This window comes from Klebsiella aerogenes KCTC 2190 (assembly GCF_000215745.1).
In the GTDB taxonomy this organism is placed as follows: Bacteria; Pseudomonadota; Gammaproteobacteria; order Enterobacterales; family Enterobacteriaceae; genus Klebsiella; species Klebsiella aerogenes.
The window spans coordinates 1,105,408-1,122,404 of record NC_015663.1 but is presented as its reverse complement, the minus strand read 5'-3'; the positions used below and the strand labels follow the sequence as shown (position 1 = coordinate 1,122,404).

The following is a 16,997-nucleotide window of genomic DNA, read 5'->3' as shown; positions in this document are numbered from 1 at the left end:
GCAACATGATCTACTTACGCAAAGCTAACGAACGTGGCCACGCTAACCATGGCTGGCTGGATTCCTGGCATACTTTCTCTTTCGCCAACTACTACGACCCGAACTTTATGGGTTTCTCCGCGCTGCGCGTGATTAACGATGACGTAATCGACGCCGGCCAGGGGTTTGGCACCCACCCGCACAAAGACATGGAAATCCTGACTTATGTGCTGGAAGGCGCGGTTGAGCACCAGGACAGCATGGGTAACAAAGAGCAGGTTCCGGCTGGCGAGTTCCAGATCATGAGCGCGGGTACCGGCGTGCGTCACTCTGAGTACAACCCGAGCAGCACCGACCGCCTGCGTTTGTATCAGATCTGGATTATTCCAGAAGAAACCGGCATTACGCCGCGCTACGAGCAGCGCCGCTTTGATGCCGCGCAGGGCAAACAGCTGGTGCTGTCGCCAGATGCGCGCGAAGGGTCGCTGAAAGTGCATCAGGATATGGAACTGTATCGCTGGGCGCTGCTGAAAGATGAGCAGTCGGTTCACCAGATTGCCGCGGAACGTCGCGTGTGGATCCAGGTAGTGAAAGGCGAAGTGACGATTAACGGCACCAAAGCCACCACCAGCGATGGTCTGGCGATTTGGGGCGAGCAGGCGATTTCGGTTCACGCCGACAGCGATAGCGAAATTTTGCTGTTCGATCTGCCGCCGGTTTGATACGCGTCATCCTTCAAGCCGCATTTTTGTTGGCTCTCCTCACTCACCCCGGGCGCGTACCCTCTGTACGCTTCCGGGGATTCGTTGCGTTGCCGCCTCAATGCAACTTGAATGATTTTGCGTATCAACTCTAAATAAATCTTTTGGCCCTTTTTTCTCCGGGAAGGTTGCGCTTTGTCCGTGATAAACTGAGAAAATGTTTCCCAGCCGATCACAGTCAGGACGATGAAAAAGAAAAGACCCGTACTTCAGGATGTAGCCGATCTTGTCGGCGTGACCAAAATGACGGTCAGTCGCTATTTACGTAACCCGGAACAGGTTTCTGAGGCCCTGCGTGGCAAGATTGCCGTTGCACTCGATGAGCTGGGTTATATTCCCAATCGCGCTCCTGATATTCTCTCCAACGCCACCAGCCGCGCCATCGGCGTACTGCTGCCCTCGTTAACCAACCAGGTCTTCTCGGAAGTGCTACGCGGCATTGAAAGCGTCACCGACGCCTTCGGTTATCAAACCATGCTGGCGCACTACGGCTATAAGCCGGAAATGGAAGAGAAGCGTCTCGAATCGATGCTCTCCTGGAATATTGACGGCCTGATCCTCACTGAACGTACCCACACGCCGCGCACGTTGAAAATGATTGAAGTGGCGGGGATCCCGGTGGTTGAGCTGATGGACAGCCAGTCGCCGTGCCTCGACATTGCCGTCGGTTTCGATAACTTCGAAGCGGCGCGGCAGATGACGGCGGCGATTATCGCCCGCGGTCACCGCCACGTTGCTTATCTCGGCGCGCGTCTGGATGAACGTACTATCATCAAACAGAAGGGGTACGAGCAGGCGATGCTCGATGCCGGCATGACGCCCTACAGCGTGATGGTGGAGCAATCCTCTTCCTACTCGTCAGGGATTGAGCTGATGCGTCAGGCGCGTCGCGAATATCCGCAGCTCGACGGCATCTTCTGCACCAACGATGACCTCGCGGTCGGTGCGGCGTTCGAGTGCCAGCGTCTGGGGCTGAAAATCCCGGACGACATGGCGATAGCCGGTTTCCACGGTCACGATATCGGTCAGGTGATGGAGCCGCGTCTCGCCAGCGTACTGACCCCGCGTGAGCGCATGGGGCGCATCGGCGCCGAGCGTCTGCTGGCGCGCATCCGCGGTGAGACGATTACCCCTAAGATGTTAGATTTAGGTTTCACATTGTCACCGGGTGGATCTATTTAAACCGACAAGTTTGAAGTAGATCACACATATTCACATCTGGCACGAATGGTTATTGCTTCTCCCAGGGTCCGGCATGACAATGTTACCGATAACAGTTACCCGTAACACTTGCCCGTAATCATTAACCAGTACGCCGCTTTCGCGCTGTATCAGTCAGCCCCGGCGCGGCGTACCAGTCCAGTGGGAGGACGCTTTGAGCACGACTAACCATGATCACCACGTCTATGTCCTGATGGGCGTTTCCGGCAGTGGTAAATCCGCCGTCGCCAGCGAAGTGGCGCATCAATTGAAAGCCGCGTTTCTCGATGGCGATTTTCTGCATCCGCGCAGCAACATCACCAAGATGGCTTCCGGCGAGCCGCTGAACGACGATGATCGCACCCCGTGGCTGCAGGCGTTGAATGACGCGGCATTTGCCATGCAGCGCACCAACAAAGTTTCGCTGATCGTCTGCTCAGCGCTGAAAAAAAGCTACCGCGACATTCTGCGCAAGGGCAACCCGAACCTCTCCTTTATCTACCTGAAAGGCGACTTCGACGTGATTGAAAGCCGTCTGAAGGCGCGTAAAGGGCACTTCTTCAAAACCCAAATGTTGGTGACGCAGTTTGAAACACTGCAGGAACCAGGCGCTGACGAAAGCGATGTGCTTATCGTCGATATCGACCAGTCACTGGAAGGCGTGGTCGCCAGCACCATTGAGGTGATTAACAAAGGCAGTAACTAGTGAGTACTTTAACGCTTGTTTTAACAGCAGTCGGCTCGGTATTGCTGCTGCTGTTTTTAGTCATGAAGGCGCGTATGCACGCCTTCGTGGCTTTGATGGTGGTTTCTATTGGCGCAGGTCTCTTTTCCGGTATGCCGCTGGATAAAATCGCGGCGACGATGGAAAAAGGGATGGGCGGCACGCTGGGCTTCCTGGCGATAGTCGTCGCGCTGGGCGCGATGTTCGGTAAAATTTTGCATGAAACCGGCGCGGTCGACCAAATTGCGGTGAAAATGCTGAAGTCCTTCGGCCACAACCGCGCGCACTATGCTATTGGCCTGGCCGGCCTTATCTGCGCGCTGCCGCTGTTCTTCGAAGTGGCGATCGTGCTGCTGATTAGCGTCGCGTTCTCCATGGCGCGCCATACCGGCACTAACCTCGTGAAGCTGGTGATCCCGCTGTTCGCCGGCGTAGCCGCCGCCGCGGCATTCCTGCTGCCGGGGCCCGCGCCGATGCTGCTGGCTTCGCAGATGCACGCCGATTTCGGCTGGATGATCCTGATTGGTCTCTGCGCCGCTATTCCGGGGATGATTATCGCCGGCCCGCTGTGGGGTAACTTCATCAGCCGCTACGTTGAGCTGCACATTCCTGACGATATCAGCGAACCGCATCTCGGCGAAGGTAAAATGCCGTCCTTCGGCTTTAGCCTCTCGCTGATTCTGCTGCCGCTGGTGCTGGTCGGCCTGAAAACCATCGCCGCGCGCTTTGTGCCGGTGGGATCCACCGCCTATGAATGGTTCGAGTTTATCGGCCACCCATTCACCGCGATTCTGGTTGCCTGCCTGGTAGCGATTTACGGCCTGGCGGTACGTCAGGGGATGGCGAAAGATCGCGTGATGGAGATCTGCGGCGCGGCGCTGCAGCCGGCGGGTATTATTCTGCTGGTGATTGGCGCAGGCGGCGTCTTCAAGCAGGTGCTGGTGGACTCCGGCGTCGGCCCGGCGCTCGGCGAAGCGCTGACTGGTCTGGGTCTGCCGATTGCGATTACCTGCTTCGTGCTGGCGGCTGCCGTACGTATTATTCAGGGCTCCGCGACCGTGGCGTGTCTGACGGCGGTCGGCTTGGTGATGCCGGTCATTGAGCAACTGAACTACAGCGGCGCGCAAATGGCGGCTCTCTCCATCTGTATCGCAGGTGGTTCGATTGTAGTGAGCCACGTGAACGATGCCGGCTTCTGGCTGTTCGGTAAGTTTACCGGCGCCAGCGAAGCGCAGACGCTGAAAACCTGGACGATGATGGAAACCATCCTTGGCACCACCGGCGCCATCGTCGGGATGATTGCCTTCCAGCTGCTGAGCTAAGCAAAAATAATTTCCCCGGACACCACCACGGTATCCGGGGAAAAATCAGGGTAATGCCGCTTATCCTGAATTCTCTTCGTTAACACGCTTTTTTCCCCTCTTTTCCACTTCCTTCTGCCGTGAATATCAGCGCTACGACAATGATCGTATCGCTCGTCAGGCCTTGCGACACAAGGCTTTATCCGTTTTTTTTCGCAAGCGTGAAAGCGATATTTTTCGTGCTGAATCCATAATCAGGATCAATAAAATAGCGACGGAAAATATTCCATTACGCGGGTTATTTGCCCGATAATCTTTACGCTTTTTATGACTACCAGCGACGGTGGGCGGAGTGTGGGATAAGTTGCTTTTCTGATTGGCGCGCAATCATTGATTAATTTCACTTGCGACTTTAGCTGCATTTTGTAATGTGAAGGACATCCCAGTTGGAAACTGGCCTGGCACTAACAGCACACACCTCGCAGGAATACGTTATGAAAAATGTTGGTTTTATCGGTTGGCGTGGAATGGTCGGCTCTGTTCTCATGCAACGCATGGTGGAAGAGCGTGATTTCGACGCCATTCGCCCTGTTTTCTTCTCCACCTCTCAGCTGGGTCAGCCCGCGCCGTCATTCGGCGGCAGTACCGGGGGGACGCTTCAGGATGCATTCGATCTGGAAGCGCTGAAGGCGCTGGACATTATTGTTACCTGCCAGGGCGGCGATTACACCAACGAGATTTACCCGAAGCTGCGCGAAAGCGGCTGGCAGGGGTACTGGATTGACGCGGCGTCTTCGCTGCGCATGAAAGACGATGCGATCATTATTCTCGACCCGGTTAACCAGGATGTCATTACCGCTGGCCTGAATAACGGCATCAAAACCTTCGTCGGCGGCAACTGTACGGTGAGCCTGATGCTGATGTCCCTCGGCGGCCTGTTTGCCCATGACCTGGTGGAGTGGGTCAGCGTGGCGACTTACCAGGCGGCTTCCGGCGGCGGCGCGCGTCATATGCGCGAACTGCTGAGCCAGATGGGCCAACTGCATGGCCACGTGGCAAGCGAGCTGGCGAACCCGGCTTCCGCGATTCTCGATATCGAGCGCAAAGTGACGTCGCTGACCCGCAGCGGCGATCTGCCGGTCGATAACTTTGGCGTGCCGCTGGCGGGCAGCCTGATCCCATGGATCGACAAACAGCTTGATAACGGCCAGAGCCGCGAAGAATGGAAAGGCCAGGCGGAGACGAACAAAATTCTCGCCACCGCGTCGCCGATCCCGGTCGATGGTCTGTGTGTGCGCGTCGGCGCGCTGCGCTGCCACAGCCAGGCGTTTACCATCAAGCTGAAGAAAGATGTTTCTATCCCGACCGTTGAGGAACTGCTGGCCGCGCATAACCCGTGGGCCAAAGTGGTGCCAAACGATCGCGACATCACCATGCGCGAGCTGACCCCAGCCGCGGTGACCGGCACCCTGACCACCCCGGTAGGGCGCCTGCGTAAACTGAACATGGGTCTTGAGTACCTGTCGGCCTTTACCGTCGGCGACCAGCTGCTGTGGGGCGCCGCCGAACCGTTGCGCCGCATGCTACGACAGCTGGCGTAAACGCAGGACAAACGATAAGGGGTGTGGATACACCCCTTTTTTTTGCGTAATACAAGGAGTAAACGCGGATGTTGGATTTTTCCCCACGGAGGTAACGCAGCCTTGGCTATGCTTTAAGTAAGGAGTTCCTTACCTGAAGGTGGGACGGAGCAGGAGGATGCACGTTGGTGCTGCGCCGTTCAGGTCAAAAAAGTCGCCGGTTACAGGAAAGGGCGACACTTACAACAGGATGAAAGCATGTCGAATCGAATCGATAGAGACGTGATTAATGCGCTGATTGCAGGTCATTTCGCGGATCCCTTTTCCGTGCTTGGCATGCACCGTACCGAGGCGGGGCTGGAAGTTCGCGCATTATTACCAGATGCCACCGAAGTGTGGGTTATTGAACCGAAAACCGGGCGTAAAGTCGGCAAACTCGAATGCCTCGACTCGCGCGGATTCTTTAGCGGCCTGCTGCCGCGGCGTAAAAACGCTTTTCGCTACCAGCTGGCCGTCACCTGGCATGGACAGCAAAACCTGATTGACGACCCTTACCGTTTCGGCCCGCTGCTGCAGGACGTTGATGCCTGGCTGTTGTCCGAGGGAACGCACCTGCGCCCTTACGAAACCCTGGGCGCGCACGCCGACACTATGGATGGCGTCACCGGTACACGCTTTTCGGTCTGGGCGCCAAACGCCCGCCGGGTCTCGGTGGTGGGGCAATTTAACTACTGGGATGGCCGACGCCATCCCATGCGCCTGCGTAAAGAGTCCGGTATCTGGGAACTCTTCATTCCCGGCGCGCTTAATGGCCAACTGTATAAATTCGAGCTGATCGACGCTCATGGCAATCTACGCGTCAAAGCCGATCCTTACGCCTTTGAGTCGCAGATGCGCCCGGAAAGCGCGTCGCTTATCTGCGATTTGCCGCCGAAAGTCGAACAGCCGGCGGCGCGCAAAGCCGCGAACCAGTTTGATGCGCCGATCTCTATTTATGAAGTGCACCTCGGTTCCTGGCGCCGCCATACCGACAATAACTTCTGGCTTAGCTACCGCGAACTGGCAGACCAACTGGTGCCATATGCAAAATGGATGGGCTTCACCCACCTCGAACTGCTGCCGGTGAACGAACACCCGTTCGACGGTAGCTGGGGTTACCAGCCGACCGGCCTCTACGCGCCGACACGCCGCTTCGGCACCCGTGAAGATTTCCGCTATTTCATCGATGCCGCCCACGCCGCAGGCCTTAACGTGATACTCGATTGGGTTCCGGGTCATTTTCCGGCGGATGATTTTGCGCTGGCCTCATTTGACGGCACCTCGCTGTATGAACACAGCGATCCGCGCGAAGGTTATCACCAGGACTGGAATACCCTTATCTATAACTACGGCCGCCGCGAAGTCAGCAATTACCTGGTGGGTAACGCGCTGTACTGGATCGAGCGCTTCGGCATTGATGCGCTGCGCGTCGACGCGGTGGCGTCGATGATCTACCGCGACTATAGCCGTAAAGCGGGCGAGTGGATCCCCAACGAATACGGCGGGCGGGAAAATCTCGAAGCGATCGAGTTTCTGCGTAACACCAACCGTATTCTCGGCGAGCAGACGCCAGGGGCGGTAACGATGGCGGAAGAGTCCACCGATTTTGCCGGCGTGACGCGCCCGCCCGCCGACGGCGGCCTCGGCTTCTGGTTCAAATGGAATCTCGGTTGGATGCACGACACGCTGGACTATATGAAGCTCGATCCTGTCCATCGTCGCTACCATCACGACAAAATGACCTTCGGCATGCTCTACAACTACACCGAGAACTTCGTGCTGCCGCTCTCCCACGATGAAGTGGTGCACGGCAAAAAATCGATTCTCGACCGCATGCCGGGGGACGCATGGCAGCGCTTTGCCAACCTGCGCGCCTACTACGGCTGGCTGTTTGCCTTTCCGGGCAAAAAGCTGCTGTTTATGGGCAATGAATTCGCCCAGGGCCGCGAGTGGAACCACGACGCCAGTCTCGACTGGCATCTGCTGGAGGGCGGCGACAACTGGCACCACGGCGTCCAGCGACTGGTGCGCGACCTGAACCACACCTACCGTCACCATAAAGCGCTGCACGAGCTTGATTTCGATCCCTACGGCTTCGAATGGCTGGTGGTCGACGATCATGAGCGTTCGGTATTTATCTTTGTGCGCCGCGATAAAGCCGGCAATGAGATTATCGTCGCCAGCAACTTTACCCCGGTGCCGCGGCACAACTACCGTTTCGGCATCAACCAGCCGGGACGCTGGCGCGAAGAATTGAACACCGACTCGATGCATTATCACGGCAGTAACGCCGGAAATGGCGGAGTGGTTGAGAGCGAGCCCGTCGCCAGCCATGGCCGTCAGCATTCGTTGTCGATTACCCTGCCGCCGCTGGCGACCATCTGGCTGGTACGGGAGGCCTGATGACGACGCTTGCCGCAGGAAAACCGACGCCTTTGGGCGCCAGCTATGACGGCAAAGGGGTGAACTTCACCCTGTTTTCCGCCCACGCCGAGCGGGTGGAGCTCTGCGTGTTCGACCATCAGGGCAACGAGCGGCGCTACGACCTCCCGGCGCGCAGCGGCGATATCTGGCACGGCTGGCTGGCCGATGCGCGTCCGGGGCTACGCTACGGTTATCGGGTGCACGGGCCGTGGGATCCGGCGCAGGGGCATCGCTTCAATCCGGCCAAGCTGCTGCTCGACCCTTGCGCGCATCAGGTGGCGGGCGAACTGCTGGACGACGAGCGTCTGCATGGCGGTATGTATGAGCCGGATGCCCGCGATAGCGCAGCCATTGCGCCAAAATCCCAGGTGGTCGATCTGCATTACGACTGGCTCGGTGATAAACCGCCGCGCACGCCTTGGGGCGAAACGGTCATTTATGAAGCCCACGTCAAAGGGTTGACCTGGCTGCATCCGGAGCTGCCGGAGGCGATCCGCGGCACCTATCAGGCGCTGGGCCATCCGCTGATGATCGATTATTTTCGCCGTCTGGGTATTACCGCGCTGGAGCTGATGCCGGTGGCGCAGTTCGCCAGCGAACCTCGCCTGCAGCGGATGGGGCTGAGCAACTACTGGGGCTACAACCCGCTGGCGCTGTTTGCGCTGGAGCCGCGCTACGCCAGCCAGCCGCAGCGGGCGCTCGATGAGTTCCGCGATGCGGTGAAGGCGCTGCACGCGGCGGGCATCGAGGTGATCCTCGATATCGTGCTGAACCATAGCGCGGAAATCGATCTTGAAGGGCCGACAGTCTCCCTGCGCGGTATCGATAACCGCAGCTATTATTGGATCAGGGACGACGGCGATTATCACAACTGGACCGGCTGCGGTAACACGCTCAACCTCAGTCATCCCGGCGTGGTGGAGTATGCCCTGCAGTGCCTGCGCTTTTGGGTTGATGAATGCCACGTCGACGGTTTTCGCTTCGACCTGGCGTCGGTGATGGGGCGTACGCCGGAATTTCGTCAGGACGCGCCGCTGTTTGAGGCCATTCGCCGCGACCCGGTATTGTCGGCGCTCAAGCTGATTGCCGAACCCTGGGATATTGGCCAGGGCGGTTATCAGGTTGGGAATTTCCCACCGCTGTTTGCCGAATGGAACGACCATTTTCGCGATACCGCGCGCCGTTTCTGGTTGCAACAAAACGTGTCGTTGGGTGACTTCGCCCAGCGCTTCGCCGCCTCCAGCGATCTCTTTGCCCGCGATGGCAAACGGCCTGCGGCGACGATCAATCTGATCACGGCGCATGATGGATTCACCCTACGTGATTGCGTCTGTTTCAATCAGAAACACAATCAGGCGAACGGCGAAGAGAATCGCGATGGGACTAACAATAACTACAGCAATAATCATGGTATAGAGGGATTAGAAGCCAATCTTGCCGTGATTGAGCGGCGGCGCGATAGCGTACATGCGCTCCTGACCACGCTGCTGCTGTCGCAAGGAACGCCGATGCTGCTGGCGGGCGATGAGCATGGCCACAGCCAGCATGGCAACAATAATGCGTATTGTCAGGACAATGCCTTGACCTGGCTGGACTGGCGGCGGGCAAATCACGGGTTAACCGCTTTTGTCGCCGCGCTTATCCACCTGCGTCGGCGCATTCCGGCATTAACCCGTAATCAGTGGTGGCAGGAGCAGGACGGCAACGTGAGCTGGCTCAATCAGCGCGGAGAACCGTTAAACGCCGACGAGTGGCAACATGGCGCCGCGCGGCTGCAAATCCTGTTATCCGATCGCTGGCTGATCGCGCTGAATGCCACCGCGGAGGTGGCGGATATGGTTTTACCCGCGGGGGAGTGGCGCGCCATTCCTCCATTCGCCGGAGAGGATAATCCGGTCATCATGGCTGTCTGGCATGGGCCCGCGCACGGAGTTTGCGTATTTCAAAGGTCGTAGTCCCTGGGGGTTTTCGGCGTGTTCATGATGAATGGGCCGTGAAGCAGGGGAATCAAAAGGAGTTAATCATGGTTGGGCTAGAAAAGAACGATCCGTTGATGCTGGCGCGTCAACTTCCTCTCAAATCGGTGGCGCTGATCCTTGCTGGCGGGCGTGGTACCCGGCTTAAGGATTTAACCATTAAGCGCGCGAAGCCTGCCGTCCACTTTGGCGGTAAGTTCCGTATTATCGACTTCGCGTTATCTAACTGTCTTAACTCAGGTATTCGCCGCATCGGCGTGATTACCCAGTATCAATCGCACACTCTGGTGCAGCATATCCAGCGAGGCTGGTCTTTCTTCAGCGAAGAGATGAACGAGTTCGTCGATCTGCTGCCGGCGCAGCAGCGGGTACACGGTGAAAACTGGTATCGCGGTACGGCCGATGCGGTGACGCAGAACCTCGACATTATTCGTCGCTATAAAGCCGAATATGTGGTGATCCTCGCCGGCGACCACATCTACAAACAAGATTACTCGCGCATGCTGATCGACCATGTCGAAAAAGGCGCGCGCTGCACCGTTGCCTGTATGCCGGTGCCCATCGAAGAAGCATCCGCCTTTGGCGTGATGGCGGTCGACGAAAGCGAGAAGATCATCGAGTTCGTCGAGAAACCGGCCAACCCGCCGGCGATGCCGAACGACGCTACCCGCTCGCTTGCCAGTATGGGCATCTATGTCTTTGATGCGGATTACCTTTATGAACTGCTGGCCGCCGACGATCTCGACGAAAACTCCAGCCACGACTTCGGCAAAGATATCATCCCGAAAATTACCGAAGCTGGCATGGCTTATGCACATCCTTTCCCGCTCTCCTGCGTGCAATCCGACCCGCAAGCCGAGCCGTACTGGCGCGATGTCGGGACACTGGAAGCCTACTGGAAGGCCAACCTCGATCTGGCCTCGGTGACGCCGGAGCTGGATATGTACGACCAGCACTGGCCTATCCGTACCCATATGGAATCGCTGCCGCCGGCGAAGTTCGTCCAGGACCGCTCCGGCAGTCACGGCATGACGCTGAACTCGCTGGTTTCCGGCGGCTGCATTATCTCGGGCTCGGTGGTGGTGCAGTCGGTGCTGTTCCCGCGAGTGCGGGTGAATTCGTTTTGTAACATTGATTCGGCAGTCTTATTGCCGGATGTCTGGGTCGGGCGCTCGTGCCGCCTGCGCCGCTGCGTGATAGATCGCGCCTGCGTCATCCCGGAAGGGATGGTCATTGGGGAGAATGCGGAAGAAGATGCCAGCCGCTTCTATCGTTCAGAAGAAGGGATCGTGCTGGTTACGCGCGACATGCTGCGGAAACTGGGGCACAAACAGGAGCGATAATGCAGGTTTTACACGTATGTTCAGAGATGTTCCCGTTGTTAAAAACCGGCGGTCTGGCTGACGTTATCGGCGCGCTGCCTGCGGCGCAGATCGCAGACGGCGTGGATACCCGCGTGCTGCTGCCGGGGTATCCGGATATCCGCCGCGGGATTACCGACGCGCAGGTCGTCACCCGCCGGGATACCTTTGCCGGGCGCATCACCCTGCTGTTCGGCCATTTTAACGGCGTCGGTATCTATCTGATCGACGCGCCGCATCTCTACGATCGTCCGGGGAGCCCGTATCACGACGCCAACATGAACGCCTATACCGACAACGTGCTGCGCTTTGCGCTGCTCGGCTGGGTGGGGAGCGAAATGGCCTGCGGGCTGGATCCATTCTGGCGCCCGGAGGTGGTGCACGCCCATGACTGGCACGCGGGCCTGACGCCGGCCTATCTGGCGGCGCGCGGCCGTCCGGCGAAATCGGTGTTTACGGTGCACAATCTCGCCTACCAGGGAATGTTTTACTCCTGGCATATGAATGAGATAGAACTGCCGTGGTCGTTCTATAACATGCACGGCCTCGAATTTAACGGCCAGATCTCGTTCCTCAAAGCCGGGCTGTACTATGCCGACCATATCACGGCGGTGAGCCCAACCTACGCGAGGGAAATTACCGAACCGCAATATGCCTACGGCATGGAAGGGCTGCTGCGCCAGCGCCAACATGAGGGCCGCTTGTCCGGCATCCTTAACGGCGTCGATGATGCTATCTGGAATCCGCAAAGCGATCTGCTGCTGGCGGCGCGCTATGACCGAGATAGCCTGGAAGAGAAAGCCGAGAATAAACGGCAGCTGCAAATCGCCATGGGGCTGAAGGTGGATGACAAAGCGCCGCTGTTCGCCGTGGTGAGCCGCCTGACCAGCCAAAAAGGGCTGGATCTGGTGCTGGAGGCGCTGCCGGGCCTGCTGGAGCAGGGCGGGCAACTGGCGCTGCTGGGCGCCGGCGATCCGGTCCTGCAAGAGGGCTTCCTCGCCGCCGCCGCCGAACATCCGGGCCAGGTCGGCGTGCAGATTGGCTATCACGAGGCGTTTTCGCACCGCATCATGGGCGGCGCCGATGTGATTCTGGTTCCCAGCCGCTTTGAACCGTGCGGCCTGACTCAGCTGTATGGCCTGAAATACGGCACCCTGCCGTTGGTGCGCCGCACCGGCGGTCTCGCCGATACCGTGGCCGACTGTTCGCTGGAAAACCTCGCCGACGGCGTCGCCAGCGGCTTTGTCTTTGAGGACAGTAACGCGGTGTCGTTGCTGCGGGCCATCCGGCGCACCTTTGTGTTGTGGTCGCGGCCATCGCTGTGGCGCTACGTTCAGCGTCAGGCGATGAATATGGACTTTAGCTGGCAGGTGGCGGCGAAATCCTATCGTGAACTCTATCAACGCTTGATGTAACCACAGGAGCTATGGCTATGAATGCACCCTTTAGTTATGCATCACCCACGCTGAGCGTTGAGGCGTTAAAGCATTCTATCGCGTATAAGCTGATGTTTATCATCGGCAAAGATCCGGCGATCGCCAACAAACACGAATGGCTGAACGCCACCCTGTTCGCCGTTCGCGACCGCATGGTCGAGCGCTGGCTGCGTTCAAACCGCGCCCAGCTGTCGCAGGAAGTGCGGCAGGTTTACTATCTGTCGATGGAGTTTTTGATTGGCCGCACCCTCTCTAACGCGCTGCTGTCGTTAGGGATTTATGAAGATGTGAATAATGCGCTGGCCGATATGGGGCTCGATCTGGAAGAGCTTATTGATGAAGAAAACGACCCCGGTTTAGGCAACGGCGGTTTAGGGCGCCTGGCCGCCTGCTTCCTCGATTCTCTGGCAACGCTGGGCCTGCCGGGCCGCGGCTACGGTATCCGCTACGACTATGGGATGTTTAAGCAGAACATTGTCGACGGGCGGCAGAAAGAGTCGCCGGATTACTGGCTGGAGTACGGCAACCCGTGGGAGTTCGAACGGCACAATACGCGCTATAAAGTGCGTTTCGGCGGCCGCGTGCAGCAGGAAGGGAAAAATACCCGCTGGATAGAGACCGAAGAGATTATCGCCGAAGCCTACGATCAGATTATCCCCGGTTTCGATACCGATGCCACTAACACCCTGCGTCTGTGGAGCGCGCAGGCCAGTAGCGAAATCAACCTCGGTAAATTCAACCAGGGCGACTACTTTGCGGCGGTGGAAGATAAGAACCACTCCGAGAACGTTTCGCGGGTGCTGTACCCGGATGACTCCACCTATTCCGGGCGCGAGCTGCGCCTGCGTCAGGAGTATTTCCTGGTCTCGGCGACGGTGCAGGATATCCTCAGCCGCCACTACCAGCTGCACCGCACCTACGACAATCTGGCGGCGAAAATCGCCATTCACCTCAATGACACCCACCCGGTGCTGTCGATCCCTGAGCTGATGCGTCTGCTGATCGATGAGCACAAATTTAGCTGGGATGAAGCCTTCGAGGTGACCTGTCAGGTCTTCTCCTATACCAACCATACGTTGATGAGCGAAGCGCTGGAGACCTGGCCGGTCGATATGCTGGGGAAAATCCTGCCGCGCCATCTGCAGATTATCTTCGAGATTAACGATTACTTCCTCAAGACGCTGCAGGAGCAGTATCCCAACGATACCGCGCTGCTGAGCCGTACCTCGATCATTGATGAATCCAATGGGCGCCGGGTGCGTATGGCGTGGCTGGCGGTTGTCGTCAGCCATAAAGTCAACGGTGTGTCAGAGCTGCATTCGCGCTTAATGGTCGAGTCGCTGTTTGCCGAGTTTGCGAAGATTTTCCCGATGCGCTTTACCAACGTCACCAACGGCGTCACGCCGCGGCGCTGGCTGGCGTTGGCGAACCCGCCGCTGTCGCAGGTGCTGGATGAGAATATCGGCCACACCTGGCGCACCGACTTAAGCCAACTAAGCGATCTGCAGCAGCATATTGATTATCCGACGGTGAACCAGGCGGTGCGCCGCGCCAAGCTTGAGAATAAGCAGCGGCTGGCGAACTATATCGCCCAGCAGTTGAACGTGGTGGTCAATCCCAGGGCGCTGTTTGATGTGCAGATCAAACGCATCCACGAATATAAACGCCAGCTGATGAATATCCTGCACGTCATCACCCGCTACAATAGGATCAAAGCCGATCCGCAGGCGGAGTGGGTGCCGCGGGTGAATATCTTCGCCGGCAAGGCCGCGTCGGCTTACTACATGGCGAAGCATATTATTCATCTGATCAACGATGTAGCGGCGGTGGTAAACAACGATCCGCAGATTGGCGATAAGCTAAAAGTGGTGTTTATCCCCAACTACAGTGTGAGCCTGGCGCAGCTGATTATCCCGGCGGCGGATCTCTCCGAGCAGATTTCGTTGGCGGGAACGGAAGCGTCCGGTACCAGCAATATGAAGTTTGCGCTCAACGGGGCGCTAACCATTGGTACGCTGGATGGCGCTAACGTTGAGATGCTGGAGCACGTCGGCGAGGACAATATCTTTATCTTCGGTAATACCGCGGAACAGGTAGAAGCCCTGCGCAGCAACGGCTATAAACCGCGCGACTATTATGAGCAGGATGAGGAGCTGCATCAGGCGTTGACGCAGATTGGCACCGGCCTGTTCAGTCCTTCGGAGCCTGGCCGCTACCGCGACCTGCTGGATTCGCTGATCAACTTTGGCGACCACTATCAGGTACTGGCGGACTACCGCAGCTACGTTGATTGCCAGGATAAGGTGGACGAGCTGTACCGCCATCCGGAGGAGTGGGCCAATAAAGCGATGATGAACATCGCCAACATGGGCTATTTCTCATCCGATCGCACAATCCAGGAGTACGCCAAACATATCTGGCATATCGACCCGGTTCGTTTGTAATCGGTTAAGCATCAGTAAAACGGGGCCCAGTAGGCCCCGTTTTTGTGTGTGCGGTGATGTAGCCCGGGCCAGGCGTCAGCCGCAGCCCGGGGTATGTCAGGACGCTAACGACAGTTCAGACTTTCCCGTATGTTGCGCCAGCCACTCGCTGATACGCGTCTGCTGCTCGGCATTCAGCCACATCCCCTGTTTGGTACGGCGCCAGATAGCGTCATCCAGGCTGCGAACCCACTCGTGTTCGACCAGGTACTTCAGCTCGGCTTCATAAAACTCGTGGCCAAAATCTTCTCCCAGATCGGCAAGCGAAGTCGCTTCGCCAAGGATCCACTCGCTGTTGCTACCGTAGGTGCGGGCGTAGTGGCGGGCCATTGATTCGCTGATAAACGCGAAGCGACGGCGCAGTTTCGCCGCGTAGTCGTCGCGGTCGCCGCCGATATCGCCGCCGGGCAGAACGGCGGTTTTGGTCCACGCCGGGCCAATCCCCTGATAATACGGCGTCAGTTTTTCCAGCGCATGTTCCGCCAGTTTACGGTAGGTGGTGAGCTTGCCGCCGAATACCGACAGCAGCGGCGCCTGACCGTTCTCATCGTGAATATCGAGGGTATAGTCGCGGGTAATCGCCTGCGGCGAGTCGGATTCATCGTCGCACAGCGGACGCACGCCGGAGTAAGTCCAGACGATATCGTCGCGCGACAGCGTCTTTTTAAAGTGCGCGTTGTAGACGTTCAGCAGGTAGTTGATCTCTTTATCATCGATCGCCACCTCTTTTGGATCGCCGTTGTACTCGACGTCGGTGGTGCCGATAATTGAGAACTCATCCATCCACGGGATGACAAACACGATACGTTTATCTTCGTTTTGCAGGATATAGGCCTGCTTCTGGGTGTGCACGCGCGGCACCACGATATGGCTGCCTTTGATCAGACGGATGCCATACGGCGAGCGCAGATGCATGCCTTCGTCGAAGAAATGTTTCACCCACGGGCCGGTGGCGTTAACCAGGCCGCGCGCGTGCCAGGTGAATTTTTCGCCGCTATCGATATCTTCCGCTTCCACCACCCACAGGCCGTTTTCGCGTTTTGCCGAGATAGCGCGGGTGCGGGTGCGAACCTCGCCGCCTTTACGTACCACCATCTGGGCGTTGGCAAGAACCAGACGCGCATCGTCGACCCAGCAGTCGGAATATTCGAAACCGCGCACGATTTCCGGCTTAAGTACCGATTCCGCGCCAAAGCGCAAACCGGTCGAGCCCGGCAGGCTGGTACGTTTGCCGAGGTGATCGTATAAAAACAGACCGATACGAATCATCCACGCCGGGCGCAGATGCGGGCGATGTGGTAAGCGAAAGCGCATCGGGAAGGCCAAATGCGGCGCCATTTTTAATAACACCTCGCGCTCCGCCAGCGCTTCGCTGACCAGGCGGAATTCGTAGTGTTCCAGGTAGCGCAGGCCGCCGTGAATCAGTTTTGAGCTGGCGCTCGAGGTGGCGCAGGCAAGGTCTCTCGCTTCCAGCATCAGCACGGATAAACCGCGCCCGGCGGCGTCTGCCGCGATACCGGCACCGTTGATGCCTCCGCCTATCACAATCAGATCTTTGATTTCCACGCTCGCACCTCGTTCACTTTCGTTTAAGCTCATAAATGTTCGATATCGCTCACTATAGCAAACAAACGCGCTTTTGGTAACATCAAAAAAACATTTCAGAGTGATGCATGTAACATATTGGCGTTTATTTACCGCCTGACGGTACACTAGCGGGTAAAATCAGGGTC

11 protein-coding genes are annotated in these 16,997 nt (G+C 57.8%); 10 read left to right on the top strand and 1 reads right to left on the bottom strand.

Features of this window, described 5'->3' with window-relative positions:
* Positions 1–5: 5 nt before the first annotated feature.
* The 10 genes from EAE_RS05510 to glgP all read left to right on the top strand — a co-directional run bounded on the left by EAE_RS05510 (position 6) and on the right by glgP (position 15,225).
* Complete coding sequence (locus EAE_RS05510) at positions 6–701, top strand: pirin family protein (RefSeq protein WP_015703693.1); 696 nt, start codon at positions 6–8, stop codon at positions 699–701.
* Positions 702–926: 225 nt separating this feature from the next.
* A complete protein-coding gene (gene gntR / locus EAE_RS05505) occupies positions 927–1,922 on the top strand; it encodes a gluconate operon transcriptional repressor GntR (RefSeq protein WP_015369338.1) in 996 nt (331 codons plus the stop codon).
* A 193-nt stretch (positions 1,923–2,115) separates the two neighbouring features.
* Positions 2,116–2,646 carry a gluconokinase gene (gntK, locus tag EAE_RS05500; protein WP_015369339.1) on the top strand — a complete coding sequence of 177 codons (531 nt, stop codon included), beginning with the start codon at positions 2,116–2,118 and terminating at the stop codon, positions 2,644–2,646.
* On the top strand, positions 2,646–3,986 hold the full coding sequence (gene gntU / locus EAE_RS05495; protein ID WP_015369340.1) for a gluconate transporter: 1,341 nt from the start codon (positions 2,646–2,648) through the stop codon (positions 3,984–3,986). Before gntK ends, gntU begins: the two co-directional genes overlap by 1 nt.
* A gap of 473 nt (positions 3,987–4,459) precedes the next feature.
* Positions 4,460–5,566 (top strand): aspartate-semialdehyde dehydrogenase, encoded by a 1,107-nt coding sequence (asd, locus tag EAE_RS05490; protein WP_015703691.1) that lies wholly within the window; start codon positions 4,460–4,462, stop codon positions 5,564–5,566.
* Positions 5,567–5,803: 237 nt separating this feature from the next.
* Positions 5,804–7,987, top strand: coding sequence for a 1,4-alpha-glucan branching enzyme (gene glgB / locus EAE_RS05485; protein WP_015703690.1), 2,184 nt, complete (start codon positions 5,804–5,806; stop codon positions 7,985–7,987).
* Positions 7,987–9,963 (top strand): glycogen debranching protein GlgX, encoded by a 1,977-nt coding sequence (glgX, locus tag EAE_RS05480; RefSeq protein ID WP_015703689.1) that lies wholly within the window; start codon positions 7,987–7,989, stop codon positions 9,961–9,963. Before glgB ends, glgX begins: the two co-directional genes overlap by 1 nt.
* 68 nt (positions 9,964–10,031) lie before the next feature.
* Complete coding sequence (gene glgC, locus EAE_RS05475) at positions 10,032–11,327, top strand: glucose-1-phosphate adenylyltransferase (RefSeq protein WP_015703688.1); 1,296 nt, start codon at positions 10,032–10,034, stop codon at positions 11,325–11,327.
* Positions 11,327–12,760, top strand: a complete 1,434-nt coding sequence (gene glgA / locus EAE_RS05470) for a glycogen synthase GlgA (RefSeq protein WP_015369346.1) — start codon at positions 11,327–11,329, stop codon at positions 12,758–12,760. Before glgC ends, glgA begins: the two co-directional genes overlap by 1 nt.
* Before the next feature lie 17 nt (positions 12,761–12,777).
* Positions 12,778–15,225 carry a glycogen phosphorylase gene (gene glgP, locus EAE_RS05465; protein ID WP_015703687.1) on the top strand — a complete coding sequence of 816 codons (2,448 nt, stop codon included), beginning with the start codon at positions 12,778–12,780 and terminating at the stop codon, positions 15,223–15,225.
* Between the two features lie 96 nt (positions 15,226–15,321).
* On the opposite strand, the gene glpD is transcribed toward glgP, so the two are convergent.
* Positions 15,322–16,830 (bottom strand): glycerol-3-phosphate dehydrogenase, encoded by a 1,509-nt coding sequence (gene glpD / locus EAE_RS05460; protein WP_015703686.1) that lies wholly within the window; start codon positions 16,828–16,830, stop codon positions 15,322–15,324.
* Positions 16,831–16,997: the final 167 nt, after the last annotated feature.